The organism is Glutamicibacter bergerei, from assembly GCF_054495185.1.
In genome coordinates, this window is the sequence record NZ_CM137131.1 from 2,559,871 (window position 1) to 2,585,041 (window position 25,171).

25 protein-coding genes are annotated in these 25,171 nt (G+C 56.6%); 8 read left to right on the forward strand and 17 right to left on the reverse strand.

The genetic code is table 11. The annotated features are described in order from the left end of the window. Window positions 1-33: 33 nt before the first annotated feature. The 4 genes from ACX5K5_RS11905 to pdhA form a co-directional block, all read right to left on the reverse strand. A complete protein-coding gene (locus ACX5K5_RS11905) occupies window positions 34-1,053 on the reverse strand; it encodes a hypothetical protein (protein ID WP_096256976.1) in 1,020 nt (339 codons plus the stop codon). Between the two features lie 194 nt (window positions 1,054-1,247). After that, window positions 1,248-2,648 (reverse strand): dihydrolipoamide acetyltransferase family protein, encoded by a 1,401-nt coding sequence (locus ACX5K5_RS11910; protein WP_459174435.1) that lies wholly within the window; start codon window positions 2,646-2,648, stop codon window positions 1,248-1,250. A gap of 1 nt (window position 2,649) precedes the next feature. Continuing rightward, the gene (locus tag ACX5K5_RS11915; protein WP_096256978.1) at window positions 2,650-3,732 is read right to left on the reverse strand and encodes an alpha-ketoacid dehydrogenase subunit beta; all 1,083 of its coding nucleotides are present in this window, start codon (window positions 3,730-3,732) and stop codon (window positions 2,650-2,652) included. Window positions 3,733-3,734: 2 nt separating this feature from the next. Continuing rightward, a complete protein-coding gene (gene pdhA, locus ACX5K5_RS11920) occupies window positions 3,735-4,898 on the reverse strand; it encodes a pyruvate dehydrogenase (acetyl-transferring) E1 component subunit alpha (protein WP_346059286.1) in 1,164 nt (387 codons plus the stop codon). A gap of 224 nt (window positions 4,899-5,122) precedes the next feature. On the opposite strand from pdhA, the gene ACX5K5_RS11925 reads away from it, so the two are divergent. Then, on the forward strand, window positions 5,123-5,575 hold the full coding sequence (locus ACX5K5_RS11925; protein WP_096256980.1) for an Lrp/AsnC family transcriptional regulator: 453 nt from the start codon (window positions 5,123-5,125) through the stop codon (window positions 5,573-5,575). Between the two features lie 61 nt (window positions 5,576-5,636). On the opposite strand, the gene ACX5K5_RS11930 is transcribed toward ACX5K5_RS11925, so the two are convergent. The 9 genes from ACX5K5_RS11930 to ACX5K5_RS11970 form a co-directional block, all read right to left on the reverse strand. Next, window positions 5,637-6,422 carry an enoyl-CoA hydratase/isomerase family protein gene (locus ACX5K5_RS11930; RefSeq protein WP_096256981.1) on the reverse strand — a complete coding sequence of 262 codons (786 nt, stop codon included), beginning with the start codon at window positions 6,420-6,422 and terminating at the stop codon, window positions 5,637-5,639. A gap of 10 nt (window positions 6,423-6,432) precedes the next feature. Further along, window positions 6,433-7,593: a 1,2-phenylacetyl-CoA epoxidase subunit PaaE gene (gene paaE, locus ACX5K5_RS11935; protein WP_188685153.1), complete on the reverse strand. Its 1,161-nt coding sequence runs from the start codon at window positions 7,591-7,593 to the stop codon at window positions 6,433-6,435. Further along, the gene (paaD, locus tag ACX5K5_RS11940) at window positions 7,590-8,075 is read right to left on the reverse strand and encodes a 1,2-phenylacetyl-CoA epoxidase subunit PaaD (RefSeq protein WP_096256983.1); all 486 of its coding nucleotides are present in this window, start codon (window positions 8,073-8,075) and stop codon (window positions 7,590-7,592) included. Before paaD ends, paaE begins: the two co-directional genes overlap by 4 nt. 47 nt (window positions 8,076-8,122) lie before the next feature. Further along, window positions 8,123-8,983, reverse strand: coding sequence for a 1,2-phenylacetyl-CoA epoxidase subunit PaaC (gene paaC, locus ACX5K5_RS11945; RefSeq protein ID WP_096256984.1), 861 nt, complete (start codon window positions 8,981-8,983; stop codon window positions 8,123-8,125). Continuing rightward, window positions 8,980-9,270, reverse strand: coding sequence for a 1,2-phenylacetyl-CoA epoxidase subunit PaaB (paaB, locus tag ACX5K5_RS11950; protein WP_105675651.1), 291 nt, complete (start codon window positions 9,268-9,270; stop codon window positions 8,980-8,982). Before paaB ends, paaC begins: the two co-directional genes overlap by 4 nt. 1 nt (window position 9,271) lies before the next feature. After that, window positions 9,272-10,258: a 1,2-phenylacetyl-CoA epoxidase subunit PaaA gene (gene paaA, locus ACX5K5_RS11955; RefSeq protein WP_096256986.1), complete on the reverse strand. Its 987-nt coding sequence runs from the start codon at window positions 10,256-10,258 to the stop codon at window positions 9,272-9,274. Window positions 10,259-10,568: 310 nt separating this feature from the next. Beyond that, window positions 10,569-11,018, reverse strand: a complete 450-nt coding sequence (locus ACX5K5_RS11960; protein ID WP_096256987.1) for a DoxX family protein — start codon at window positions 11,016-11,018, stop codon at window positions 10,569-10,571. Window positions 11,019-11,290: 272 nt separating this feature from the next. Continuing rightward, on the reverse strand, window positions 11,291-12,046 hold the full coding sequence (locus ACX5K5_RS11965) for an amino acid ABC transporter ATP-binding protein (protein WP_105675655.1): 756 nt from the start codon (window positions 12,044-12,046) through the stop codon (window positions 11,291-11,293). After that, window positions 12,043-13,437 carry an amino acid ABC transporter substrate-binding protein/permease gene (locus tag ACX5K5_RS11970; protein WP_096256989.1) on the reverse strand — a complete coding sequence of 465 codons (1,395 nt, stop codon included), beginning with the start codon at window positions 13,435-13,437 and terminating at the stop codon, window positions 12,043-12,045. The genes ACX5K5_RS11965 and ACX5K5_RS11970 overlap by 4 nt, the downstream gene beginning before the upstream one ends. 276 nt (window positions 13,438-13,713) lie before the next feature. Between ACX5K5_RS11970 and ACX5K5_RS11975 the strand changes: the two genes are divergently transcribed. The 5 genes from ACX5K5_RS11975 to ACX5K5_RS11995 all read left to right on the forward strand — a co-directional run bounded on the left by ACX5K5_RS11975 (window position 13,714) and on the right by ACX5K5_RS11995 (window position 19,484). After that, window positions 13,714-15,876 (forward strand): S9 family peptidase, encoded by a 2,163-nt coding sequence (locus ACX5K5_RS11975; protein ID WP_459174436.1) that lies wholly within the window; start codon window positions 13,714-13,716, stop codon window positions 15,874-15,876. A gap of 301 nt (window positions 15,877-16,177) precedes the next feature. Next, entirely contained in the window at window positions 16,178-16,624 is a 447-nt protein-coding gene (gene paaI / locus ACX5K5_RS11980) for a hydroxyphenylacetyl-CoA thioesterase PaaI (RefSeq protein ID WP_096256991.1), read from the forward strand. Between the two features lie 28 nt (window positions 16,625-16,652). Then, entirely contained in the window at window positions 16,653-17,972 is a 1,320-nt protein-coding gene (locus tag ACX5K5_RS11985) for a phenylacetate--CoA ligase family protein (protein WP_346059289.1), read from the forward strand. A gap of 31 nt (window positions 17,973-18,003) precedes the next feature. Beyond that, window positions 18,004-18,621 carry a TetR/AcrR family transcriptional regulator gene (locus ACX5K5_RS11990; RefSeq protein ID WP_170947903.1) on the forward strand — a complete coding sequence of 206 codons (618 nt, stop codon included), beginning with the start codon at window positions 18,004-18,006 and terminating at the stop codon, window positions 18,619-18,621. A gap of 179 nt (window positions 18,622-18,800) precedes the next feature. Further along, window positions 18,801-19,484: a nicotinamide mononucleotide transporter gene (locus tag ACX5K5_RS11995; protein ID WP_096256993.1), complete on the forward strand. Its 684-nt coding sequence runs from the start codon at window positions 18,801-18,803 to the stop codon at window positions 19,482-19,484. A gap of 86 nt (window positions 19,485-19,570) precedes the next feature. On the opposite strand, the gene paaZ is transcribed toward ACX5K5_RS11995, so the two are convergent. Beyond that, window positions 19,571-21,694, reverse strand: a complete 2,124-nt coding sequence (gene paaZ, locus ACX5K5_RS12000; RefSeq protein ID WP_096256994.1) for a phenylacetic acid degradation bifunctional protein PaaZ — start codon at window positions 21,692-21,694, stop codon at window positions 19,571-19,573. Between the two features lie 87 nt (window positions 21,695-21,781). Here paaZ and ACX5K5_RS12005 point away from each other — a divergent pair, with 87 nt between their 5' ends. Beyond that, window positions 21,782-22,210, forward strand: coding sequence for a hotdog fold thioesterase (locus ACX5K5_RS12005; RefSeq protein WP_096256995.1), 429 nt, complete (start codon window positions 21,782-21,784; stop codon window positions 22,208-22,210). Between the two features lie 7 nt (window positions 22,211-22,217). On the opposite strand, the gene ACX5K5_RS12010 is transcribed toward ACX5K5_RS12005, so the two are convergent. Then, window positions 22,218-22,586, reverse strand: coding sequence for a VOC family protein (locus tag ACX5K5_RS12010; protein WP_096256996.1), 369 nt, complete (start codon window positions 22,584-22,586; stop codon window positions 22,218-22,220). 31 nt (window positions 22,587-22,617) lie between these two features. Further along, the gene (locus ACX5K5_RS12015; protein ID WP_459174437.1) at window positions 22,618-23,349 is read right to left on the reverse strand and encodes a tyrosine-protein phosphatase; all 732 of its coding nucleotides are present in this window, start codon (window positions 23,347-23,349) and stop codon (window positions 22,618-22,620) included. Between the two features lie 139 nt (window positions 23,350-23,488). Between ACX5K5_RS12015 and ACX5K5_RS12020 the strand changes: the two genes are divergently transcribed. Then, window positions 23,489-24,370 carry a serine protein kinase RIO gene (locus ACX5K5_RS12020; RefSeq protein ID WP_096256998.1) on the forward strand — a complete coding sequence of 294 codons (882 nt, stop codon included), beginning with the start codon at window positions 23,489-23,491 and terminating at the stop codon, window positions 24,368-24,370. Window positions 24,371-24,449: 79 nt separating this feature from the next. Here ACX5K5_RS12020 and ACX5K5_RS12025 read toward each other — a convergent pair whose 3' ends face one another. After that, complete coding sequence (locus tag ACX5K5_RS12025; RefSeq protein WP_096256999.1) at window positions 24,450-25,076, reverse strand: acetate uptake transporter; 627 nt, start codon at window positions 25,074-25,076, stop codon at window positions 24,450-24,452. Between the last annotated feature and the right edge of the window lie 95 nt (window positions 25,077-25,171).

A 25,171-nucleotide genomic window follows, 5' to 3' on the forward strand; every position in this document is an offset into this window, starting at 1 on the left:
GCGGTTAGCCACGCAAGGCTACGGGCAGCAAAGTTATACTCGGTTCATTTTGGAGTGCAATATCGCCGCCGCGCGCTGCGAATCTGGGATGGTGACCGCGAATCGCTTGCCATCTTCCAGATCAAAAGACAGCCCTTCACTCCGGCGTAGCACTACCGCCGAGCCGCCCGGGAAGAAGCGCCACCCCCAGCCGCTCCATTCCATCGGCAAGATTTCTTCACTGCGGACTTCCTTGATCTGATTTACAGAAATGGTTCGTAGTGGGAAAGCAAAGATTGCCGACGAAACACGTACTTGATCTTCGGTGATTCGTACGCGGATCTTGCACAGACCCAGAATCAGTGGAGTGAGTATCAAGACAAAAAGCGGTCCCGAAATCAGCATGATGAGAGTTTCTGACTCATCATCACCCTTCAACACGGTCAACATCACGATGCCCATGGCCAGCGGGAACAGGCCCAAAAGCCAAAACCACCACGAGGCACTGGCAGTCTGGTTGAAGCCCTGCGCGGAAGATGTCGTTGCTGTGTTTGCTACAGGTACCGAAGTATCTCGGCCCTGAGCCTGAGCCACACGCTGACGCCGCTTGGCCTGAGATTCCTTGGCATGCTGCTGATACACCCCGGCGATCCAGACGGGAAGCAAACCAACCAATGAGGCCACAATGCTCAGTACTGTGAAACCGCCGCTTAGCAGTGCCTGCGTCGGGTCTCCGGCCAGGGCAGAAGGAACCGCGCAGCTGACGAACAGTCCGGCGCTAGTCCATGCCGCGAGTCCGCCAACAAAGAGCAAGAGGCTATGGAGCACTGGCTTGTGTGACAGCGAGAAAGAAATAAATCCGAGAACTGCACCGCCAATGGCAAGTGAGATGCACACAGTGACAAAAACACGCGTGTCGGTGAATCCATCAGGGTATGCGCTGCCCGACCAGTGAGTCGCGGTAATCGCCGGCAGACTGGTTCCTAGAAGTAGCCGGGTGCCCAGCACTATGAGGCTCGGCAGAACCAACAAGAGGGTAAGTAACGAGCGGTGCTTGACCTCGTAGTGTGGCATGGAAATAGTCTAGTCCTCGCTCGTCGGTGCGCGCCTGGGCAGTACGCGGTAGTCGCTGCGACCTAGAACCTCCGGCCGAAGTATTTAGTACAGTCTAGTAAACCCGCGTTGACTTGCAAAAAATACAACGAATACAGGGTAAAAAGGTATCGCCCGGCCTGTTGGCCGGGCGATGCCCTTTTACTTACTTCCGATTACAGGGCTGCTAAGGCGGCCTTTGGATCGGTCATCGCGTCCGCGACGTAACGCAGGAAGCCTGCGGCGGTTCCGCCGTCACAAACACGGTGGTCGAAGCTCAGGGTCAGCTCACAGATGGAGCGAACCTTGATCTTGCCGTTGACTACCCACGGCTTTTCTACGACCCTACCAATGCCGAGGATCGCTGCTTCTGGGTAGTTGATGATCGCTGCCGAACCGTCAACGTTGAACACCCCGTAGTTGTTGATAGTGAAGGTGCTGCCCGAGAGGTCGCGGACCCCGGCCTTACCTTCGCGAGCCAAAGTTGCCAGACGGGCAAACTCGGCCGAGAGTTCCACGGCGTTGAGCTTATGCGCCTCACGCACGTTGGGAACAACCAGTCCGCGCTCGGTTTGCGCTGCGAAGCCCAAGTTGACCCCCTCGAAGAGGGTATGGCGCAGTCCGCCGTCGGCTTCGGTGTCGATGCGGCTGTTCATTTCTGGGAAACGTGCCAGCCCTGCGATGGCGAAGCGTGAGATCAGTGCGAGCATACTTGGCGCACTGCCCTGAGCTTCCTTCAACTTGCACCGTAGCTTGAGCAGTTTGGTGACATCAACGTCCACCCAGACGGTAGCTTCTGGGATTTCGCGGCGCGAGGTAGCCATCGCGTTTGCGATGGTGCGGCGCACCCCGGTCAGTACCTGCGAGCTTGCCACTGGAAGTGCGGTGCGTGAATCCTCACCAGTAGTCTGCGCTGCCACAGCCGGAGCTTGGGTAGGCGCTACCGGTGCGGCGGTCGCCTGAACCGATGGTGCTGCAGCCTCCGAGCCCTGGCCGATCAATGCTTCCACGTCACCGCGCAGCACCAAACCGTCAGGTCCGGTGCCAGTGACCTGAGTGATATCCACCGAGTTTTCCTTCGCCAGTTTGCGCACCAAAGGATTGATGACCTTGGTGGCAACCGTGGTGGTCTCGCTGGAGGCGGACGCGGTGGTAATTCCGGCGCGTGGGCGACGACGCCGGCTGGTGTTGGTCTTGGCTCCACCGGTTCCGTAACCGATCAGCACGTTACCGCTGCCTTCGTCTTCTTCCTCGGGAACCTGCGTGCCGGCAAGTTCTTCTTCGAGGTAGGTTTGCGCGCCTTCGGCTGGCTGCTGCGCCGGCGCTTCATCCTCCCCGCCGGTGTTCACCGAGAAGAACGGCTTATCAACGAGCATCATCTGCCCGGCTTCACCGTGCAAGGTAGCGACCACACCTTCAAAGGGCGAAGGGATCTCCACCAACGATTTAGCTGTTTCTACCTCAGCGATAGGCTGGTCAACCGCGACGGTGTCCCCCGCGGCGACCATCCAACGCACCAGCTCCGCTTCGGTGAGTCCTTCACCTAGGTCGGGTAACAGAAAGGTCTTGACGCTCAATTTACGCCTCCCACTGAAGTTGATCTACCGCATCGAGGATGCGTTCGGCGCTTGGCAAGTTGTACTTTTCCAAGGTTGGTGCCGGATAAGGAATGTCAAAGCCGGTCACGCGCAGCACCGGCGCCGCCAGCGAATGGAAGCACCTCTCCTGCACGCGGGCCACAATTTCACTGGCCACCGAGACAAACCCTTGGGCTTCGGCCACCACGATGGCGCGCCCGGTCTTACGCACCGAGGCGCAGACGGTCTCATCGTCAAAGGGCACGATGGTGCGGATATCAATGACTTCCAAGCTGATGCCTTCTTCGGCGGCAAGTTTTGCCGCTTCCATGGCGGTAGAGACGCTGGGACCGTAGGTGATCAACGTGGCGTCTGAGCCGGCACGAGCAATGCGCGCGGCCCCCTCGGTGGTTGCGGCCCGCTTGGCCTCGTAGTCGCTGGCCAGTACCTGCAGATCTACCTGTTCCTTGGACCAGTAGAGCTTCTTTGGTTCGAAGAAGATCACTGGATCTGGCGAATCAATTGCTTCGCGCAGCATCAGGTAGGCGTCCTTGACGGTGGCCGGGGTGAATACCTTGAGTCCCGGGGTGTGCGCGTAATAGGCCTCGGAGGAATCGCAGTGGTGCTCCACGCCGCCCACGCCGCCAGCGTATGGGATGCGGATCACCATCGGCAGATCCACCTTGCCGCGGGTGCGGTTGTGCATCTTAGCTACGTGCGAGGCGATTTGTTCAAAGGCCGGGTAAGCGAAAGCGTCAAACTGCATTTCAATGACCGGACGCATGCCGTTCATTGCCATGCCGATGGCCATGCCCACGATGCCCGATTCGGCCAGCGGGGTATCAAAGCAGCGTTCGGAACCAAAGCGTGCGGTCAGCCCGTCGGTGATGCGGAAAACGCCACCGAGGGTTCCCACATCTTCACCGAAGATGACCGTCGAGTCGTTAGCGACCAAGGCATCTGCCAGGGCGGTGTTTAGTGCCTTGCCGAAGGTGACCGGCTGATTTTGGGTTGCTGCCTTAGCAGCTGCGCGTGCGGTTGCATCGCTGACATTTGGGTTGACGTGTGATGTCGTGGCGGTCATGGCTAGGCCTCCTCACGGGCTAGTTCGTCGGCCAGCAGCGCCTGCTGCTCGGCCAGCTGAGTGGTCTTGGACGCAAATACGTGCTCAAAGAGTTCACTTGGCGGGGTATTTGCGTCCTGGTTCATGCCGTCGCGTAGCTTCTTGGCGATAGCTTCGGCGCGCTCGGTGATTTTTGCTTGGGCTTCTTCGGTCAGTAGCCCGGCATCGTCGAGGTAGGCGTGCATGCGAGTGACCGGGTCCTTCGCGATCCATTCCTGGACCTCGGAGTCCTCACGGTAGCGCTTGTCGTCATCGGCGTTGGTGTGTGCCTGCATGCGGTAGGTGTGCGCTTCGATCAGTAGCGGGCCATTGCCTTCACGGGCTAGGCGCACCGCACGGCGCATCACTGCCATCAAGGCCATCAGGTCGTTACCGTCAACACGTTCGCCAGCCATACCGTAACCGACGGCCTTATGTGCCAGCGATGGTGCGGCACTCTGCTGCGAGAGTGGCACCGAGATGGCGTACTTATTGTTCTGTACGAAAAAAATCACCGGGAGTTTGAAGACCGCGGCGAAGTTCAGCGCCTCGTGGAAGTCGCCCTCACTGGTAGCACCGTCGCCACACATGGCAACCACTACGGTCTTTTCACCGCGCAGCTTGGCCGCATGGGCCACACCGACGCCGTGCAACAGCTGAGTGGTCAGCGGGGTGGACATCGGGGCGCAGTTATAAGCCTTTGGATCATAACCACAGTGCCATTCACCGCGGAAGCTAGTCATAACCTCCATCGGAGCCACACCCTTGGTGAGTACGGCCACGGTGTCGCGGTAGGTCGGGAAGAGCCAGTCACTCTCCTCCAGGCACAGGGCGGCTGCCACCTGGCAGGCTTCTTGTCCATGGCTGGAAGGGTAAACGGCCATGCGACCCTGGCGGACCAGGGCGGAGTTCTGGTCATTAACACGGCGTCCCACGGCGAGCGCGGAGTAGGCATCCATCAGCTCGGCCGGGCTCGGCAAGGGGTATTCGTGCCCTGGTTCGGTCCCCTGGTCGCTTTCCTCGCGGAGGGTTCCATCAACATTGAGCAGATTGATCATATGCCGTGCTGGCAGCATGTAATCTTCGGGGGTAATCCCGAACTTTTTGCTGACCGATGAGATGCGATCTTCGTGAGCTTCGGTGCTCATGCCATCACGCCTTTCGTTATCTGGTTGAGTGCTAAGAAACGACGTCTTGTGACTCAACTCACCCGAACATCATTTGTCATCAATTATGCGCAGTCGGATCATTTTGTATCCAGTCCGCTCCAAAATCGTAGAAAGTTGAGCATAGGATACGTATACTTGTAGACGATTAGTACGCTCAAAATGGGTTTGGCGAATTCTCGTCCTACCCCCTGCAAGGAGAACAAATGGCCGCGGATGCGGAACTAAAGCTGGACGACGTTGACCGGGCAATCCTGGCAGAGCTGACCAATGACGGCCGGCAATCGGTGACCACGGTAGCTCAGCGCGTCCACGTTTCTCGGGCACACGCGTATTCACGCATCGCAAAGCTGCAAGATGCCGGGGTTATTACCCGGTATACCGCCGTAATCGATCCGGTCAAAGCAGGGTTGAAGGCCAGTGCCTACGTGACGCTGAAACTGCGTCAGCACTCCTGGCGGGAACTGCGTGACCACCTCGCCGCGATTCCCGAGGTGCAGCATATTGGACTGGTCGGCGGAAACTTTGATGTGATTCTCCTGGTTCGCGCCAAAGACAATTTGGATTTACGACGCGTTGTTTTTGAACAATTGCAATCTTTGCCGACGGTGCTTGATACCCAGACCTTATTGATCTTCGAAGACTCGGATACTCGCTAAGCGCGGGTATGACAAAGCAGGCGAGAGAGTAGCTTCCGTCTCGCCTGCTTTGTTTGTACTTTTAGTTTCCGCCGGTAAAGACCGGTGGCCGCTTTTCTTGGAAGGATTTAAATCCTTCGGCATAGTCGCTCGTGTCGCACAATGCTGCTTGTGCTTTGTTTTCCGTGCGCATCGAGGCCCAGAGGCCTGCGCGCTCGTCACGGATCTGCGCCACCAGCTTCTTCGAGGCGATGAACGCTTGGGTAGCGCCCTGCGCCACCTTGGCGATAATTTCTTCGCTACGCTCCACTAGTTCCTCTGCAGGGAATGCTCGGGAGAAGAGCCCCGAACGTACCGCTTCGGCACCGGAGATCAGCTGTGCGGTGTAGATCATGTCCAGGGTGCGGTGTGCCCCGAGACGCTCGGTGAACAACCAGTGACCGCCGGAGTCGAGGGTCGCGCCGAGGTTTGCAAACGGAGAACCAATCTTCGCGTTCTCTGCCACGTACACCACGTCGGTGGCCACGGCTAGACCGAGCCCCACGCCAAGACAAGCACCCTGCACGATGGCAAAGGTGGGTGCCGGGAAACTGGACATCTTCTCCAACAATGGCTGGACTAGCCCGTCAAGGTAGCCCATGACGTCGTCATCAGCCGGGTTCACCCCAGAGATGTCGCGTCCTGCGCAGAACCCGCGGCCCTCGCCGCGTAGCACCAGGGCTCGTACGGTGCCCTCGGAGACCCCTTGAGCTGCCTTGTCATAGGCCTTAGAGAGTTCTTGCAAGCCGGCTGGATCCAAAGAGTTCATCTTCTTTGGAGCGTTAAGCATCACGGTGGCGATGCCTTCGCTGATGCTAAGTTCAATCATCTGTTATCCCCTAGGAATCAAAGTTGACGCTGAGCTTGTCGCTGGTTGGGTGCGACTGGCAGGTCAGCACGTAGCCGGCTTCAACTTCTTCTGGTTCCAGTGCATAGTTCTCCGACATGGTCACCGAGCCTGAGGTGACCTTTGCGCGGCAGGTGCCACACACGCCGCCAGCACAAGCGAACGGAACATCTTGGCGGACTCGAAGGGCGGCATTTAGCACCGTTTCGTTTGCACGCACAGGCGACTTCACCTCACCTTGCAACCCGTCAAGGGTGAAAGTGATTTCAAAGCTCGTCTCGTTTTCATCCACCAATACCGGACGGCCCACCTGTCCCTGCGGACGGTTCGGCTCACCGGTGCTAAATAGCTCAAAGCGCACCTTGTCGGCCGGGACCTCAAGGACCTTGAGTTCATCACGGACCATCTGCACCAGTTCGAACGGCCCACAGAGGAACCATTCGTCAACCTTCGGCGCCTGCAGCACGTTGTTGAGCAAGGCCGAAAGCTTCTCTGCGTCGATACGTCCGGAAAGCAACGGGGAAATACGCTGTTCGCGGCTCAGCACATGGTGCAGTGCCAGGCGTGCGGGGTAGCGATCCTTGAGATCTGCCAGTTCCTCCAGGAACATCACGTCCATGGCGGCCTTATTGGCGTAGATCAAATCAAAACGGGTGTTCTCGTTGGCTTCCAAGATGGTGCGTGCAATAGCCAGCACCGGGGTGATGCCACTGCCTGCGGCCACCGCAACGAACTGATCCTGGTTCACGGTATCCACCGTGGAAGGATCATTCATTCCGGTGAGCTTGTGCTTGGAAATGAATGCGCCGGTTGGGCTCATCACATCAATCTGGTCCCCGGCCACGAGTTCCTCATTGGCCCAGGTAGAGAACTGTCCACCAAGATCTTTCTTGATGGCTACCTTTATCTGCTTACCGGTGGGAGCAGCACAGATTGAGTAAGAACGGCGAACCTCGACGAGTTCACCTTCTGCGTTTGGCAGTTCCTTACGCAACGCCACGTACTGGCCGGCGACGTAATCGAAGTCGGCAGAAAGCTCTTCGGGAATCGCGAAGCTTACTTCGATCGAGTCCTTGGTCAGCCGGCGCACTTCGGAAACCGTCAGACGGTGGAAGGTGGCCCGACGACGGGTGGGAATAGTTTGTTCGCTCATGAAAGCACCTTGAAGTAGTCGAAGGGTTCTAAACAGTCTTTGCAGGTGTACAACGCCTTGCAGGAGGTCGAGGCGAAACGCGCAAGCTCTCGGGTATTTAGCGAGTGACACCGTGGGCATTTAACGCTGATGCCCAGAGTTACCCGTCCGCTGTGACCGGTGCCGGTGGGCGGCGCAATCCCGTATTCTTCGAGTTTGCGCTTACCGTCCTCGGTCATCCAGTCGGTAGACCATGCTGGGGTCAGTACCAGCTTGACGTCTACCTTCTCGATTCCTGCCTCGCCGAAAGCGAGGTAGAGGTCTTGGGTGATCACGTCCATGGCTGGGCAGCCCGAGTAGGTCGGGGTGATGATGACCTGGACGCTGCCGTCTTCGTTGGCGTTCACCTCGCGCAGAATGCCCAGGTCCGCAATGGAAAGCACTGGGATTTCTGGGTCGGTCACTTTAGCGGCGATGCTAAAGAGTTCCTCGGCGTTAGTCATGACGTTGTTCAAGACTGTTGCTCCCTTCAAACGGATTAGGGAATCGGTTACCAGCTCGCACCGGGGTGCTTGCGGGCAAGTACTTGCATCTCGGCCAGGATGAAGCCCAGATGTTCGGAATGTTCGCCGACACGTCCGTGTGCCATCGCCATTCCTGACTTAGGAATTTCTAGTCCGGCTTCTGCCAGCACGTCCGTGATTTCCTTTTCCCACGCTTCGCGCAAGGTAGAGGGCAGTACCGCCACGTCACCTAGGGTGCGGTGAAGCTCTTCGTCCTGGAACATTTCGCCGGTGTAAGGCCAAAGTACTTCCAGTGCGTGACGCATCTTTGCTGCCGACTCTTCGGTGCCCTGGCCCAGACGGATAGTCCAAGCGGCCGAGTGGTCACGGTGGTAGTCAACTTCCTTGACTGCCTTGGCGCAGATTGCCGCGATGGTCTCATCTGTGGATTCCAAGAGCTTGCTGTAGAGCAAGTGCTGATAGATGGAGATAATCAGCTGGCGCATAATTGTGACGCCAAAGTGACCGTTAGGCTGCTCAACGATCTGTAGTGAGGTGAAGTCTTCTTCCTCGCGCCAGTAGGCCAGGTCATCTTCGCTCTTGTCCCAGGCCAGTCCGGCATAGGTCAAGAAGGAACGGGCGTGGCCCAGAACATCAAGGGCGATGTTGCCAAGGGCAATATCTTCTTCGATTTCTGGGGCGCGGGAGATCCAGTGAGAGAGGCGCTGAGCCAAGATGAGCGCGTCATCGCCGAGGTGCAACGCATACTGTGCGACCTCGTCACTTGGCTTGGCACCGGCAACGGCAATATCTTCCGGACGCAGTGCGTTACCCGGGGTGACACGAGTGGCTGATGCCAGCGCGTCGCCGAAGCTGTCCAGTGATGCGTCGAGTTCTTCGTGGTTCACAGGTGCTTCACTCCTTCGCTGGCCTTGTAATAGGTCGCGTGACGGTAGTCCTTGCCCTGCGGGGATTCAAAGAACGCATCCTTGCTATCCGGGTCGGAGGTGATGATGTCGGTGGAGCGCACTACCCATAGAGAGACGCCTTCATTGCGACGGGTGTAGAGATCTCGCGCGTTGCGCAGTGCCATCTCTTTATCCGGTGCGTGTAGCGATCCTGCGTGGACATGTGAAAGTCCTCGGGAGGAACGGACGAATACTTCCCACAGGGGCCAATTGCTCTTTTGGCTCATGTTAGGCAACCTCACTTTGTTCTTGCTTTGCGGCGTAAGCGGTAGCGGCTTCACGGACCCAGGCACCTTCGCGGTGGGCCTCGCGGCGACGTTCGAGTCGCTGGGCGTTGGCTGGACCATTGCCCTTGATAACGTTCATGAATTCGTCCCAGTTCAGATCCTTGTGGATCCACTGCTTCTTCTCTTCGTCGAAGTGCAGGTTCTCGTCAGGCAGGGTCAGGCCCAAGACCTTGACCTGCTCGGCGATCATTCCTACGAAGCGCTGGCGCAGTTCGTCATTGGAGAAGCGCTTAATCTTCCACGCCATGGACTGGGCGGAGTTTGGGGACTGGTCATCTGGTGGGCCAAACATCATCAGCGATGGTTCGTAGAAGCGGTTGATCGCATCCTGCGCCATCTGCTTCTGCTTCTCGGTGCCACGCGAGAGCGAGAGGAGGATTTCGAATCCCTGACGCTGGTGGAATGATTCTTCCTTGCACACTCGCACCATGGCACGGCCGTATGGACCGTAGGAGGCGCGGCACAGTGGCACCTGGTTAGCGATGGCTGCACCATCAACAAGCCAACCAATGGCGCCCATATCTGCCCAGTTGCGTGCGGTGTAGTTGAAAATTGAGGAGTACTTGGCGCGTCCGGTCAGTAGCTGATCGTTGAGCTCATCGCGCTCGGTGCCCAAGGTTTCGGCAGCCGAATACAGGTAGAGCCCGTGACCGGCTTCGTCCTGAACCTTGGCCATCAAAATGGACTTACGCTTCAGTGATGGAGCACGGGTGATCCAGTTAGCCTCCGGCTGCATTCCGATAATTTCGGAGTGCGCATGCTGGGAGATCTGACGGGTGAGCGTCTTGCGGTATGGCTCAGGCATCCAATCTCGGGGCTCAATCCGAGAATCGTCGCCAATCAGGGCGTCGAAACGCGACTGGGATTGCTGCTCTTCATAGCTTGGGACGGCACTTAGTCCCGGCTCCTGCGGTGTGGTCGGGGCCATGGTTCACCTCACTGAAAATTAATTTACATACTGACCGTTCGTTCAGTATATGAGGGTGCCCTCGATCACGTCAACCGCACGCGTCATGCTTGCGCATAAATACTTCGCATCCTCCACTTCAGACCCACCCCACTCCCCTCGCTAATGCCGATTATTGCGCCACAACCGATCAAAACTGGAGATATCCGGTTCGAAAACCCTCGCCGGAAACGCAGAAATCCCCTGCTGCCACACCCAAAGAATGGGGTGACACCAAGGGATTGCTCAGTAGTACCAGCGCGGCTCACAGCGCTTGCCACTACGCGAATAGTTACGCGTTAATGAGGACCTTATCTGCCTGCTTGTTCTTGAAGAACAGTGCGTCTAAGGAAATGCGGCCCGGTCCCACGAGGAACAGCGCCAATGCGCCGGCGGCCAACGCCAATACAAGCTCAAAGCCGCCATTTTCGACAAAGACTCCGCCCGGCGCGTGCACCATGAATAGCGCAACGACCATCTGGACACCCAGCAGGCCAGCGAAGACTCGGGTCAGTAGCCCCAGAATAATAGCGATACCACCGACGATTTCAAGGGTTGCTACCACCGGAGCAATCAGGCCAGCCGCCGGTACGCCCATCTGACCAAAAGCGGCAACGGTGCCCTCGATGGTGAACTGGAAGAATTTCTGCCAACCGTGGGCCAAGAAAAGGAAGCCGAAAGCCAAGCGCAACAGCGTGCGCGCAGCGGTCTGCAGGCGAGGGTTCTCGATAAAAGCGTTCATATAGGTGACTCCTGGTCAGTAGATCCGACTAATTTCGGATATCGAACAATTAGCTTCGCCGCCGACGGTTCGGCGCGAGCTCCGAGTTACACCCTAGGACAAATTACTTTAATCTTCAACTAATGTTGCGGAACTCAACGATTTGCACTGGCTCAGGCAGATGGGTGTGGCCTTGCCGTGCACCTGTTCACGGATTAAAAAAGCCCGCCCCAACTCAACTTTCAAGCAGTTGAGTTGGGGCGGGCCGAAGCTACGCTCAAGGCGAGAAAGTCCTAGAGAACCTTGGAAAGGAAATCGCGGGTACGTTCTTGCTGAGGGTTACCAAACAATTCTTCTGGCTTACCTTCTTCACACACGACGCCGCCGTCCATGAAGACCACCCGGTCCCCCACCTCGCGGGCGAAGCCCATCTCGTGAGTGACCAAGACCATCGTCATGCCAGAGTCCGCCAGTTCCTTGATGACCTGCAAAACCTCGCCGACCATTTCCGGGTCCAAGGCACTGGTTGCCTCATCAAAGAGCATGATTCCAGGAGACATCGCCAACGCGCGGGCGATAGCCACGCGCTGCTTCTGCCCGCCGGACAAGGACGCCGGACGGGCATTAGCCTTGTCGGACAATCCCACACGGGTCAATAGCTCTTCAGCCTTGGCTCGTGCCTCGGTGCGGTTCATCTTCTTAAGCTCCACCGGAGCCAACATGATGTTTTCCGCGACCGACATATGCGGGAACAAGTTGAAATGCTGGAAGACCATGCCCACGTGGCGGCGGACCTCGTTGATATCAACCTTTGGATCGGTGACATCAAAGCCGTCAACAACCACCTTGCCGGCGGTGATCTCTTCGAGCTTGTTCAGGCAACGCAAGAGCGTGGACTTGCCGGAACCCGAAGGCCCGATCACACAAACTACTTCACCCTCTGCCACGTCAAGATTGATCCCCTGCAGGACCTCGTTAGACCCGAAGGACTTACGTAGATCCTTGACCTGAATCTTGGAGGTCGTGGTCTTTTCGCTTACGGTGCTCATTTGTTAAACCTCCGATCGGCAAAGTTTGCCAATTTGGTCAGGGCCATGATGGCTACGAAGTAAATGAAGCCGACGATAATCAGAGTCTCGGTGACTCGGAAGTTCGCCGCGTAAATCTGCTGACCCTGGTAGAGCAGCTCGCCGAAACCAATGGCAAGCAACAATGAGGAGTCTTTGAGCATGATGATCAGCTGGTTGATCAATGACGGTGTCATCATCTTGAAAGCCTGCGGAACAACGACCTTCTGCATTGACTTACCGTAGCCAAGGCCCAGTGAACGCGAAGCCTCAAGCTGTCCCGGATCAACTGACTGGATACCGCCGCGAACAATCTCGGCAATATATGCGGCCGAGTTCAGCGACAAGGTCAGCACGCCGGCAACCCAGATGCTGACATCCCAGCCGGTCAGCTGTGGCAGACCGAAGTAGAACATGAACGCCCAGAGCAGCAGCGGGGTGCCACGGAAGATATTGACGAAGGAAGTCGAAATTCCGCGCACCACAATGTTGCCCGAAATCTTCATGAACCCGAAGGCCAGACCCAGCATCATGGCCACCGCGAAGGAAATCGCGGTTACCAGCAAGGTGTTACCCAAACCAGTCATCAAGGCCGGCAAGGACTTGGCGACCAGGTCAAAGAAGTTACTTGGCACCGCTTCGCTTGGATCAGCCAGGTAGGTGTTTAGAATCTTGTCGTATTCGCCGTTAGCTTTCAGCTCGGCTAGCCCATCGTTGAATGCTGCGAGCAGGGCGGTGTTTTCACCCTTGTTCACCGCGAAGCCGTAAGAGCCGCCAGGCACCTTATCGGTAACGGTCTTCAGGCCATTGTTCTGTGCAATGCCATAGGCCAGCACTGGGTAGTCATCAAAGACCGCTACGGCACTGCCAGCCTTGACCGATTCATACATGGTGGCCGACTGGTCCAAGGACTTGACCTTAAACCCGTATTCATTAGCAATGGACTTCGCGTAGGTTTCACCCTCGGAACCGGTCTTCGCGACGACGGTCTTGCCCTTCAGGTCCTCATAACCCTTGACCGCTTCATCATCACGGTCAACTGCCATTTGGATGCCAGATTCAAAGTATGGCTCGGAGAAATCATAGATCTCCTTGCGTTCGTCGGTAATTGACATACCGGCGATCACACCATCAACCTGATTTGACGACAGCGCCTGCAATGCGGCACTGAAGCCTAGGGAACGGATCTCGACATTAAAGCCCTGATCCTTAGCGATGGTGTTGAGCAGGTCCATATCGATACCTGTCAGCTTGCCATCCTTGCGGAATTCAAATGGCGCGAAGGTAGTATCGGTGCCGACAACGTAGGTTTGTCCGTCGACACTTTCATTTCCCTGAGCTAATGCTCCGGGTGCTCCGGCTACCAGCGCCATGAAACCGATGGATACCGCAGCGATCCACCGAGTTATACGCCTCGACCTCAAAGTTGTGCGTGTGTTTTTCACTGCTGAATCACTTTCTATTGCGAGTAGGGCCTTGTGCCCCGGATGCAGTTCGATTCTTATGCTTGCTAGCCTATGACCAATAGAGCTGAGCGGGCACCCTTTCCGTCCATGTCCGCGCCTTAATTAGTAAATTTTTCGGGCTCATCCTGTCCGCGCTGAGCATAGCCAACCCCAGAACAGCTCACCGTGAGATTGAATAGATGTATGACTTCTGATTCGATGACCGCCGGCGCACCGCTGGCTGCAAAGATTCCAACCACCCGCGAATTCCACGGCGACTCATTCACCGACAACTACGAATGGTTGCGTGAAAAGACCAGCAATCAGGTACTTGACCACCTGAAAGCCGAGAATTCGTACACCGACTCGGTCACCTCAAATCAAGAGCAACTGCGCGCCGATATCTTCGAAGAAATCAAGTCACGCACCGTGGAAACCGATTTGTCGGTTCCCACGCGTCGACGCGGCTGGTGGTATTACACCCGCTCAGTTGAGGGCAAACCGTACACCATTCAGTGCCGCGTCAAGGCCGAGGATTCAGCTGATGCACGTAAAGATTGGACACCACCGGAAATCGACCCGGTACAGCCACTTGAAGGCGAGCAAGTACTACTCGACGGCAATGAGCTGGCAGAAGGTCAATCGTTCTTCTCGCTTGGCGGCATGGCCATCAATGAGCCAAGCAACCTGCTGGCCTATTGCATCGATACTCAGGGAGATGAACGGTTCACCTTGTACATCAAGGACTTAGAAACCGGTCAGCTACTTCCCGACGTCATTGAGGGCGTGTTCTACGGACTGACCTTCTCCCCGGACTCATCCACCGTGTACTACTTGGTGGTAGATGACACCTGGCGCCCACATCAGGTGCGTGCACACAAATTGGGGACCGACCCAGCCACCGACACTGTCATCTTCCAAGAAGATGACCCGGGCATGTGGCTCGGCTTTGATCTGAGCACAGATCACCAGCAGCTTTTGATTTCCAGTGGCAACTCCGAATACGCCGAGACCAGCGTCCTAGATTTGAATGACCCGCAGGCGCAGGTTCGACTACTCGTACCGCGTTCACTGCGACTGCTTCACGGGGTGGATCTGCTACCGGGCGCCGATGCTCGTGCGGTGATCACCCACGATTACCAGGCCCCCAATAATATGGTGTCCCTGGCGGAGCTCAGCGAGCTAGGCGCCGACACCGATCCGGCTAGCTGGACCACGGTGTTGGCTCACGAATCAACGGTGAAGGTCGAAGGGACGGCACTGACGGCAACTCACCTGGTACTTTCGGTGCGCCGCGATACCTGCGAACGAGTGCAGCTGATTGTGTTGGAGTCTTTGGGCACCGAGTCCCAGCAAGCGATTATTGAGCCAGCCTTTGACGAAGAACTCTTTACCGCCGCGGCGACCTTCGCGAACTTGGAAGCACCGCTGATCCGCATTGGATATACCTCGGACTTCACTCCTGCGCGGGTCTATGACCTGTGGCTCGACGACCTGGAATTGGTACTGCGCAAGCAAACCCCGGTCAATGATTATGATTCGGCGCAATACCTGTCCACTCGTGAATGGGCCACCGCTGCCGACGGCACCAAGATTCCGCTGACTGTGATGCGTCGAGCAGATTTGGATACCTCGGTTCCTAACCCGGTCTTGCTTTACGGTTACGGATCCTATGAGGCCTCGATGGACCCAGGCTTCGGAATTCCACGACTGAGTGTGCTGGACCGCGGCGTCATCTTTGTCATCGCCCATGTGCGCGGCGGCGGCGAGCTGGGACGCGACTGGTACCTGCAGGGTAAAAAACTGACCAAGAAGAACACCTTCACCGACTTTGTCGATGCAACTAACTACCTGATCGACACCGGTTGGGCAGACCCAGCACGGATTGTGGCGCTAGGCGGCTCTGCCGGAGGATTGCTGATGGGTGCCATCGCTAACTTGGCACCACAGCTATACACCGCGATCATTGCTCAGGTTCCCTTTGTGGACCCACTGACTTCAATTCTTGATCCAGAGCTTCCGCTATCTGCTTTGGAGTGGGAAGAGTGGGGCAACCCCATTGAGGATAAGGAAGTGTACGACTACATGAAGTCCTACTCCCCTTATGAGAATGTCACCGCCGTGAGTTACCCACGGATTGCCGCGGTTACCTCGTTGAATGACACCCGAGTGCTCTATGTTGAGCCAGCTAAGTGGGTGGCCAAGCTGCGCGAGGTGGGCACGGGCAGTGAACCGATCTTGCTGAAGACCGAAATGGAAGGCGGGCACGGCGGCGCTTCGGGTCGCTACGAAGCGTGGAAGAACCGCGCGTGGGACTACGCCTTCGCCTTGGACGCCTTAGGCAAAAACACCGGCTCAGCCAAGTAGCTCGCTTAGCGAACTCTACAAGCGGCGGCCTGCAGGACCTGGTGAGGATCACTAACTAGGTTCGGCGGGCCGCCGTGGTCTTTAACTGCACGTTGCGCGGTGCAGGGACAGTCAACGCAATCATAAAGATTCTTCGGCTTAATTCGACCCACCTAGAGGCCTGCTCACGGCGAGATTTCGGTTTCGGGACTCAAGAAATTCACACCTTTGTGACGCCTACCATTAGACAGCAGGGCTTGATATGGGTCACAATCTAGTATTACCTAATGATCGTTCGGTAACTAATTCGGCGGAGGTCCCTATGAGCGAAACCCAAATAGATAAAGCATTGCCCCACGCAATCTTGCACAACGACTATGCAACCCAGTGGATGGGCATCGAAGTTGTCGAGGTCAGTGACGGGTACGCGGTCATTACGATGACACTGCGCCAAGAAATGCTTAATGGTTTTGGTATCGCCCACGGTGGCATGATCTTCAGCCTTGCAGACACCGCCTTCGCACTGAGCTGCAACCCTGCCGAAGGTTCCAAGGACACCATCACCGTGGCCTCCGGAGTGGATATCAACTTCCTCAAGCCAGGAATTCCTGGTCGATTGTTGACTGCTACGGGCCGCCGGGTCTCCCAGCAAGGACGCAGCGGGATCTATGACATTACCGTCACCCAGCCCACGAGCGATGGCGGTACCGAAACCGTAGCCGAATTCCGCGGCCGCTCACGCACCGTCCCACAGCCTAAAAACCGCTAAGCGTTCCACACCACACGAAAGAATGAGCATGTCACAGACAACTGACCGCGATAACCTGCCTAATCCACTGGATCCTGAAGAGACCATGAGCCGGGACCAGATCGAGTCGATTCAGCTCACCCGTCTCAAAGAGACTCTGGACTATGCGTACACCAATGTTCCTTACTATAAGGACAAGTACGACACCGCCGGTGTGCACCCTAGCGATTTGAAGGAACTGGCAGATCTGAAGATCTTCCCTTTCACCGAAAAAGAAGATCTACGCAAAAGCTACCCCTTTGGCATGTTCGCTGTTCCACAGCACCAGGTAGCGCGCATCCACGCATCTTCAGGAACCACCGGCCGAGCCACGGTGGTTGGTTACACGCAGCAGGACCTCGATGACTGGGCCAAAATGGGTGCACGTTGCTTGCGCCTGTCCGGCGTAAAGCCCGGCTGGAAGGTTCATAACGCTTACGGTTACGGCTTATTCACCGGCGGAATGGGTGCGCACGCCGCAGCCGAGCGCCTAGGCACCACCGTCATTCCGATGTCTGGCGGACAAACCGATAAACAGATCACCATGATTCAGGACTTCGAGCCGGATGCCATCTTGTGCACGCCGACCTACCTGTTGACTATCGGCGACGCGATGCAGCGTGCGGGACTTGACCCACGCAAAACCTCCTTGAAGGTTGCCGTATGTGGCGCAGAGCCGTGGACCGAAGAAATGCGTCACGAGCTGGAAGAAATGTTCGGCATTGATGCCTGCGATATTTACGGACTCTCCGAGGTGATGGGCCCAGGTGTGGCCGGGGAATCTGGCGAGCTCAAGGACGGAAGCCATATTTGGGAGGATCACTTCCGCCCAGAAATCGTGGATGCTTATGACTCAACGAAGGTTCTTGGCGACGGCGAACACGGTGAACTTGTTTTCACCTCACTGACCAAGCAGGCCTTGCCTATCATCCGTTACCGCACCCATGATTTGACCCGGTTGCTACCCGGTTCGGTTCGCCCAGGACACCGTCGTATGGGTCGTATTACCGGACGCAGTGACGACATGATCATTTTGCGCGGTGTGAACCTCTTCCCAAGCCAGATCGAAGAGCTCATCTTGAAGTTGCCGGCACTCTCACCACACTTCCAGCTGGTACTCACCCGCCCGGGCCGCATGGATCAGCTCGCGGTCAAGGTTGAGCGCCGTGCCGGGATAAGCACCGAGGACGCTACCAAGGCCGGCGGCGAGTTGGCCAAGCTCATCAAGATCCATGTTGGTTCTTCATGTGCCATTGAAGTTCTTGACCCGGAGACGCTGGAGCGTTCTATGGGCAAGCTCAAGCGCATCTTCGACATGCGAGACAAGTAAAGTCCACCTAGCGTGGGATAATTAAGGGATCATGAAACTTATCGAAAAATCGCGCATGCCTGTGAAGCGCGGTCGCCCCGGCTACGATCAGGATTCCGTACTTCGTATTGCTGTCGAAGCTTTTAACGAACACGGGTATGAAGCGACGTCGATGGGTAAATTGGCGGACCGGCTGGGTATCAGTAAGTCCGCCATCTACCACCACGTTTCTTCGAAAGAAGATCTGTTGCGGCTCGCCCTTGACGAGGCACTGATTCCTTTGGAAGCTGTCATCGATGAGGTTCAGGTACATCAGGGAAGTGCCGATGAGCGCTTAGATTTCTTCTTGCGGGCCACCTTCCGCATCTTGATTTCCAAGCGTAGCTACGTCACCTTGCTGTTGCGCTTGCGCGGTAATACAGAGCTTGAACGCAATGCGTTGGATCGCCGTCGCGCTATGGACCGCCAGCTGGCACAGCTGGTCACCGAAGCGCAGAGCACCGGCAGGCTTCGCGAGGATCTTGATCCTCGGGCTACCGCCCGTTTGCTGTTCGGTCTGATCAACTCCGTTGTGGATTGGTTCCGCGAAGATGGTCCGATTGAGGCCGAAGATCTGGAAAACCAGGCAATTACCTTGGTCTTTGACGGATTGCACCCCACACAGAAGTAATTTCATAGCTTCGGCCCCGGTTCCTGATGCGTTTTTACCTTACAGGAGTCGGGGCCGAACTATGTTCTATGTCGCTTCGCAGTACCGAGCTATTCGTCTTCACAGGTTTCGGCGATAGCATCAAGAGGGTGCATTTTGCACCTACCCGATCATTTCCCAGTCAAACTTAAAGAAGCGTCGTGGAAGAACTTTTTTACACTCTTTTCTCCCAGCTGCCAGGTACTGAATCAGGCATGCAGGTTGCACTCTATGCACTAAGCGCACTTCTCTCGCTGGTCGCATGCATTCTGTTGGCGCATCGTAACGACCTAGGTTGGTGGGCACAGATCCTCGCGGTCTTCGCCGGACCGCTAGTCATTGCCATGCAGTACGACATGCTGTTCTTGATCTATGCGATCCCTGCGCTGTTTGTCGGCGTCTTTGGTCTCTGGCGGTTCTCCCGTTATAGCTTCCAGGGTAAGTTCACGCGGCAGGTCACTCGTTCCCCGCTGGGTCTTTCGGCAATCATCACCACGGTGCTCGGCATAGCCGTGTTGACCGCGCTTCACCTAGGTGAAATGCTCACCACTGGTTTTGCTTTCACTGCCGGGACCGGAACCATCTGGGTTTCTTACATCACCGAGGCCGCGGTCTTGATGGCCTTCTTCTTGGTCGCTCAAGGCATCCGCTCCGGCTGGCTGCTGATGGCGCTGGCCTCGGCCGTTTACGTGGCAACCCTGTTCACTAACAACCCGGCCTTCGCGTTGTTGTTCGTCTGGGTATTCATGGTCATCGCCTCGCTCTACGCATGGTTCATGTGGCGCGTGCTGCCACGCCGTGATGCCACCGCGCAGCTAGCGGATCACCAGGCCGTCACCGAATAGGCTCTAATCCTCGGATACGCCAAAAGGCGGTGGCTACGGAAATAATTTCCGTAGCCACCGCCTTTTTGTTACCAACCGGGCTAGTACTAGTCCTGCCAGTTAGCGTAGGTGGTGTCTTCCTTCTCCACCAACGTCAGCACGTCGTAAGTTGCGACGATCTCATCGTTTTGATTATGCAAGATGGCATCCCAAGCGACCTCACCGTACGCGTCGGTGACGCGCGGGGTGATCTTCTTCGCGGTCAAGGTCACTCGTACCGAGTCTCCGGCGGCTACCGGCGTGATGAAGCGCAGGTTTTCCAACCCGTAGTTCGCCAGTACGGGTCCCGGAGCTGGCTCCACGAACAGTCCTGCTGCCCAAGAAACTAGCAGGTAGCCGTGAGCTACGGTTCCCGGGAAGAACGGGTTGGCTTCAGCAGCCTTTGGATTTACGTGTGCGTAGAACGTGTCACCGGTTTCGTTGGCGAATGCAGTGATCTCCTGTTGATTTACCTGACGTAGATCCGAGGCTAGACCGTCACCGATTTTCAGTTCGGCCAGTGACTTACGGAACGGGTGTACGTTACCTGGCTGAGCGCCAAATTTTTCGCTGCCCGCAAGCTGCTGAGCGGCACCGGTGTGCCAGACGCCGGTCAGTGCGGTGAGCATATTTGGTGAGCCCTGCACGGCGGTACGCTGCATGTGGTGCTTTACCGAGCGGATACCGCCCAGTTCCTCGCCGCCACCTGCACGGCCCGGACCACCATGAACCAGGTGTGGAACCGGTGAGCCGTGACCGGTGGTGCTGCCTGCGGTTTCACGGTTCAGAATGTGCACACGCCCGTGATGAGCGGCAATACCAAGGGTCAGGGTGCGCATGGCTGCTGGATCGTTAGTGCAGACCGTAGCAACCAGCGAGCCAGCTCCCATAGCTGCCAATTCAATGGCTTCATCCACCGAGTCGTAGCCAACGACCGAGCAGACCGGCCCAAAGGCTTCACGCGAATGCAAGATCGGATTGCGTGAATCGGCCCAACGCAAGACCAACGGCGACATGAAGGCGCCGCCTGCGGCCAGTGCGTCACGCTCCGGTGCTACGCGAACTACTGGTGCGTCCAAATTACCGAAGCCTAGCTCGCCACCGGCATCAATCATGTCCTGTACCGCAGCACGCACATCGTGCATCTGCTCCACCGAGGCGAGTGCGCCCATGGTGACGCCCTCAACGCGCGGATCTCCGAGCACTACTCGCTCTTCGATACGTTTGCCAACGGCTGCAATCACCGCATCTACCTGTGCGGCAGGGACAATGTTGCGACGAATCGCAGTACATTTCTGTCCGGCCTTTGAGGTCATTTCTGTGACTACAACCTTGACGAAGGCGTCAAACTCTGCGGTGCCTTCTACCGCGTCTGGTCCCAGGATTGCGGCGTTCAGCGAGTCGGTTTCGGCGCTGAAACGTACACCTCCGTCAATCACATTCGGGTGTGACTTCAAGCGGCTGGCAGTAGCGGCCGAACCGGTGAAAGAGAACATGTCGCGGTAGTCCAGGTGATCCATCAGGTCTCGGGCAGAGCCGGAAATCAGCTGCAAGGATCCTTCAGGCAGGATGCCGGACTCGATGATCATGCGCACGGCAACTTCGGTCAGGTAGCCGGTGGGTGTTGCTGGTTTCACGATGGTTGGCACACCAGCGATGAAGGCCGGAGCAAACTTTTCAAGCATTCCCCAGACCGGGAAGTTGAACGCGTTAACCTGCACGACCACGCCTGAAATGGCGGTGTAAATATGTGAGCCGAGGAAGGAACCATCCTTGCTCAGTGGTTCAGCGGTACCGTCAATGATGACATTGCTGTTGGGAAGTTCGCGGCGGCCCTTTGAAGAGAAGGTGAAGAGCACACCGATGCCACCATCGATATCGACCATTGAGTCAATTTTCGTGGCGCCGGTCTTATAGGAGACCTCGTAGAGGTCTTTACGACGCTCGTTGAGGTACATGGCCAGCTCTTTGAGCTTCAAGGCACGCTCATGTAGCGAAAGGCTGGACAGTTCACGCTGTCCTACGCCACGGCCGTATGCCACGGCTGCCGCGATATCTAGTTTTCCACCGGTGACGATGGTGATGAGCTCACCGGTGTTGGCATCGAGAACCTCGGTGCCTCCGGCTGCTTCGGGGGTCTGCCATTGCCCGGCAATGAAACTTGGGACCACACCAATCTGGGATGTCGACATCGACACAATTCCTTCCTGAACGATCGGTCAGTATTACCATTAACAGTAACAGCACCGCGTGATCGAAGACACTCAGGAGACGAAACAATGACAAAAGAGTCAACAAACAACCCAGTACTAGAGCCATGGATCATCGAGCTTGGCTCACTAGATCAGAAGATGGGAGTTGAAATCCTCGAAGAATCCGTGCAGAAAGTTGTAGCGCGCATGCCGGTAGCGGGAAACACCCAGTCCTTCGGCCTGTTGCATGGTGGCGCTTCGCTGGCGGTCGGCGAAGCGGTAGGTTCATGGGCCGCTGTGAAGTATGCCTCAACCTTCGGCAAGGTAGTGGTCGGCGTGGACGTTAATGCCACCCATCACCGCTCGGCCACCGAAGGTTATATTTTTATTACCGCCACGCCGATTAAATTGGGTCGGCGCATGACAAGTCACGACGTGGTGATCACCGATGAGCAAGAACGTAGAATCTGCACTATGCGGATCACCAATCTAGTGATTGACAAGCCAAAGCACTAAGTCAACTTTAGCTCTTTGACCAGACTCCAAGTTCGTTGCCACTGGGGTCTGCAAAGTGCAATCGGCGTCCACCGGGAAACTCATAGGGCCCCTGCACAATGCGGCCGCCAGCTACGGAGATCGCCTGCTTGGTGACATCTAGATCCTTGGAGTACAGCAGGACCAGCGGTCCCCCGGCGGGCCGTGGCTGTTCGGCGAGCGCTAGTCCGCCAACTTCCTCGCCGTCGATGGTGGAAGAGAGAATTCCTGCGTAGTTGGGGCCATAATCTTTGAAGGACCAACCGAATGCTCGCGTATAAAAAGCCTTGGCCACTTCCATGTCAGTGACGGTCAGCTCGATGTAGTTGAACGCATGGTGTAGTAGATGAGTGCTCATGCCGCGAGCATACAACGCCCGTGAGTAACTGTCACGGCTTTGGTTGCCGGACCAAATTTTGTAGTTGATCTAGGTCTTCGCTTTGCATGCCGCAGGAGGATAAGAAATCTCTAGCGCTGCCCAACCACTGTAGGAACTCTTGTAGCCCCTGCGCCCGCTCGGCGATGTTGCGACGCAGTTCAGGTTCGTTTTGGTACGACTCATAGGGGTGTTTTCTAGGGGATACGCGGTGCCATTCATTGATGCCGCGTACCGCCAGCTCATCATGCGCCACGATGTCTTCGCGGCGGCCCGCTAGGTCCAGGAGCAGCGTTGCGATAAGTCCTGAACGGTCTCGTCCGGCGGAGCAATGAATGACCGTATCGTGTTCTGCTGTTTCGCTCAGCGCCTCGAAGACCGCGCGCAGCTGATCCCCAAATTCTTCACACACAAGCCGGTACATGTTGGTGTGGTTCATATACGGTACCGCAACCGAAGCAAAGCGCTCATTGTCCGAGGTTTCCAAGGGCAGCTCTAAAACCTGCACTCCTTCGACACCTTCATGGTCCAGCACCGGATCATGTTCACGGCGCTTGATTTCCCCGGGATTGCGCAGGTCAATGACGCGAGCTATTCCATCCCCGCGCATTTGTTGCCAGCCCAGGTCCGTGAGCCATTCATGACGTCCCATGCGGTAGAACGCCCCGGTAATCCAGCGCGCATTAACTGCGCCCTCCCAAAACATATCGTTTGGCAGTGGACGATATTCAGGAACAGATCTCATAGAACCCATTGCATCACAGAGAATCGGTACTGTAGAGTCCAAGTCATTGGTAAATGCCAATTAGTCTACGAGAAGGAGGGGTAACAATGAGTGCTTTGTCCCCAATCAAGCAAACACCCCTACTTTTCAAGGACTTAACGTGTCTTCATACTCCGCAGAGTTCGCCAATCTAGACGACTCACAATCCTACGTTCGCACACGGCGCTCACCGCGCGTTTGGAACGAATCCACCATCGATGATTTAGGCTCCGAGCAACGCTATTCCAGCTGGCCCTTTATCGAAAAACTTGCCCGTGGCCCGCAACCCTACCCAGCTTGGATCATTGAGGATGCGGCGGCCATTGATACCGAGCTAGGCGTTCTCAAAACCGGCAAGGAAGGCGATGTCTTCCTTGTTGAACGAGCCACCACTCAACGCAGCGTACTTCTTGCAGCTAAACGCTATCGACGCCGCGAGCAACTTCAATTTAGTCGCTCGCAGTCTTATACCGAAGGGCGTGCCGCACGGCGCTCGCGCGATAACCGCGCCGTCAGCAACAATTCTCTCTACGGGCGTGAAGTTGCCGCGCTGCAGTGGGCTAACGCCGAATGGTCATATTTACGCCGGTGCCATCAAGCAGGCATCCCGGTCCCCTACCCGGTACAAATCGACGGGACCGAAATCCTCATGGAATTCATCGAAGATCCGCTGAACCCCTCGGCCGCCGCACCACGGCTACAACAACTGGCCCGCCACGACCCAAGGCTGGCCACCCTATGGGATCAACTGGCAGAGACCATGGAGAAGTTTGTGACATTGGGACTAACCCATGGAGACTTCTCGGCCTATAACTTACTTGTCGCCGGCGAGCGCCTAGTAGTTATCGACGTGCCGCAGTGCGTTGATTTGGCAGGCAATCCGCAAGGCTTGGATTACCTCCATCGCGACTGCGTAAACATGTGCGAATGGTTTACCGCCAAAGGCCTGCCGAGAGACGCCGATTCACTGTTCACCTCGTTATTGGCGAGCATGTTCGCCTAATTTTGCCCGTTAACGCAGGATCCGCCCCATTGCTCGCCGAGCTTCGGGACGGATTTTGCGGCGCTCCAGCCGCCCAGCGTTAGGACTTAGCCCAGGTTGGAAGCACCGAACGCTTCCACGTGGCGTTGATGACGGCGGCGGCCGAACCGTACCAAGCTAGGAATGCGGTCAGCAGACCCAACCAACCACCAAGTGCATGAATTGCGTGGACTCCGCTGAAGGCGCCAATCGACAGGGCGAAGAAGGTCAAGGTGACCACAACGAACACTGAAATCAGCACGCCATTGGTGCGCAGCGATGCAATGGTCATGTACACGCTGAAGATTGCCCACGCCAACAAGAACGCGCCAAGACCTACAGAACCGGCAGCTTCGGCGACCGTTGGGTTGGTTTCCAACCACCAGAAGCCCAACCAGAAGGCTCCGTAGGAGGTAAAGGCCGTCGCGCCAAAGACATTGCCCTTGATAAATTCAATGATGCCGGCCAATATCTGGGCGATACCACCGTAGAACAATGCCAAGGTGAGAACCACGGAACCTGCTTCAGGTAGAATTCCCGCATTGGCAAGACTCAAAACGAAGGTAGTCAAAGCAAAAGCGCCAAGTCCCAACGCTGCCGGATCTGCCATGATGTCTTTCGCTGGACTTACGACAGGGATTGCTTCGGGAACCGGCGAGTTCGCTGGTCGTGTCAGTGTTGCAGTCATGCGTGGCACTCCGTTGTGTTGTCCTGATCATTACTCTTACCTCGACCCGTGACCCACGTCACGAACCCTTAGCCTGTATCCTAAAATGAGGGTGG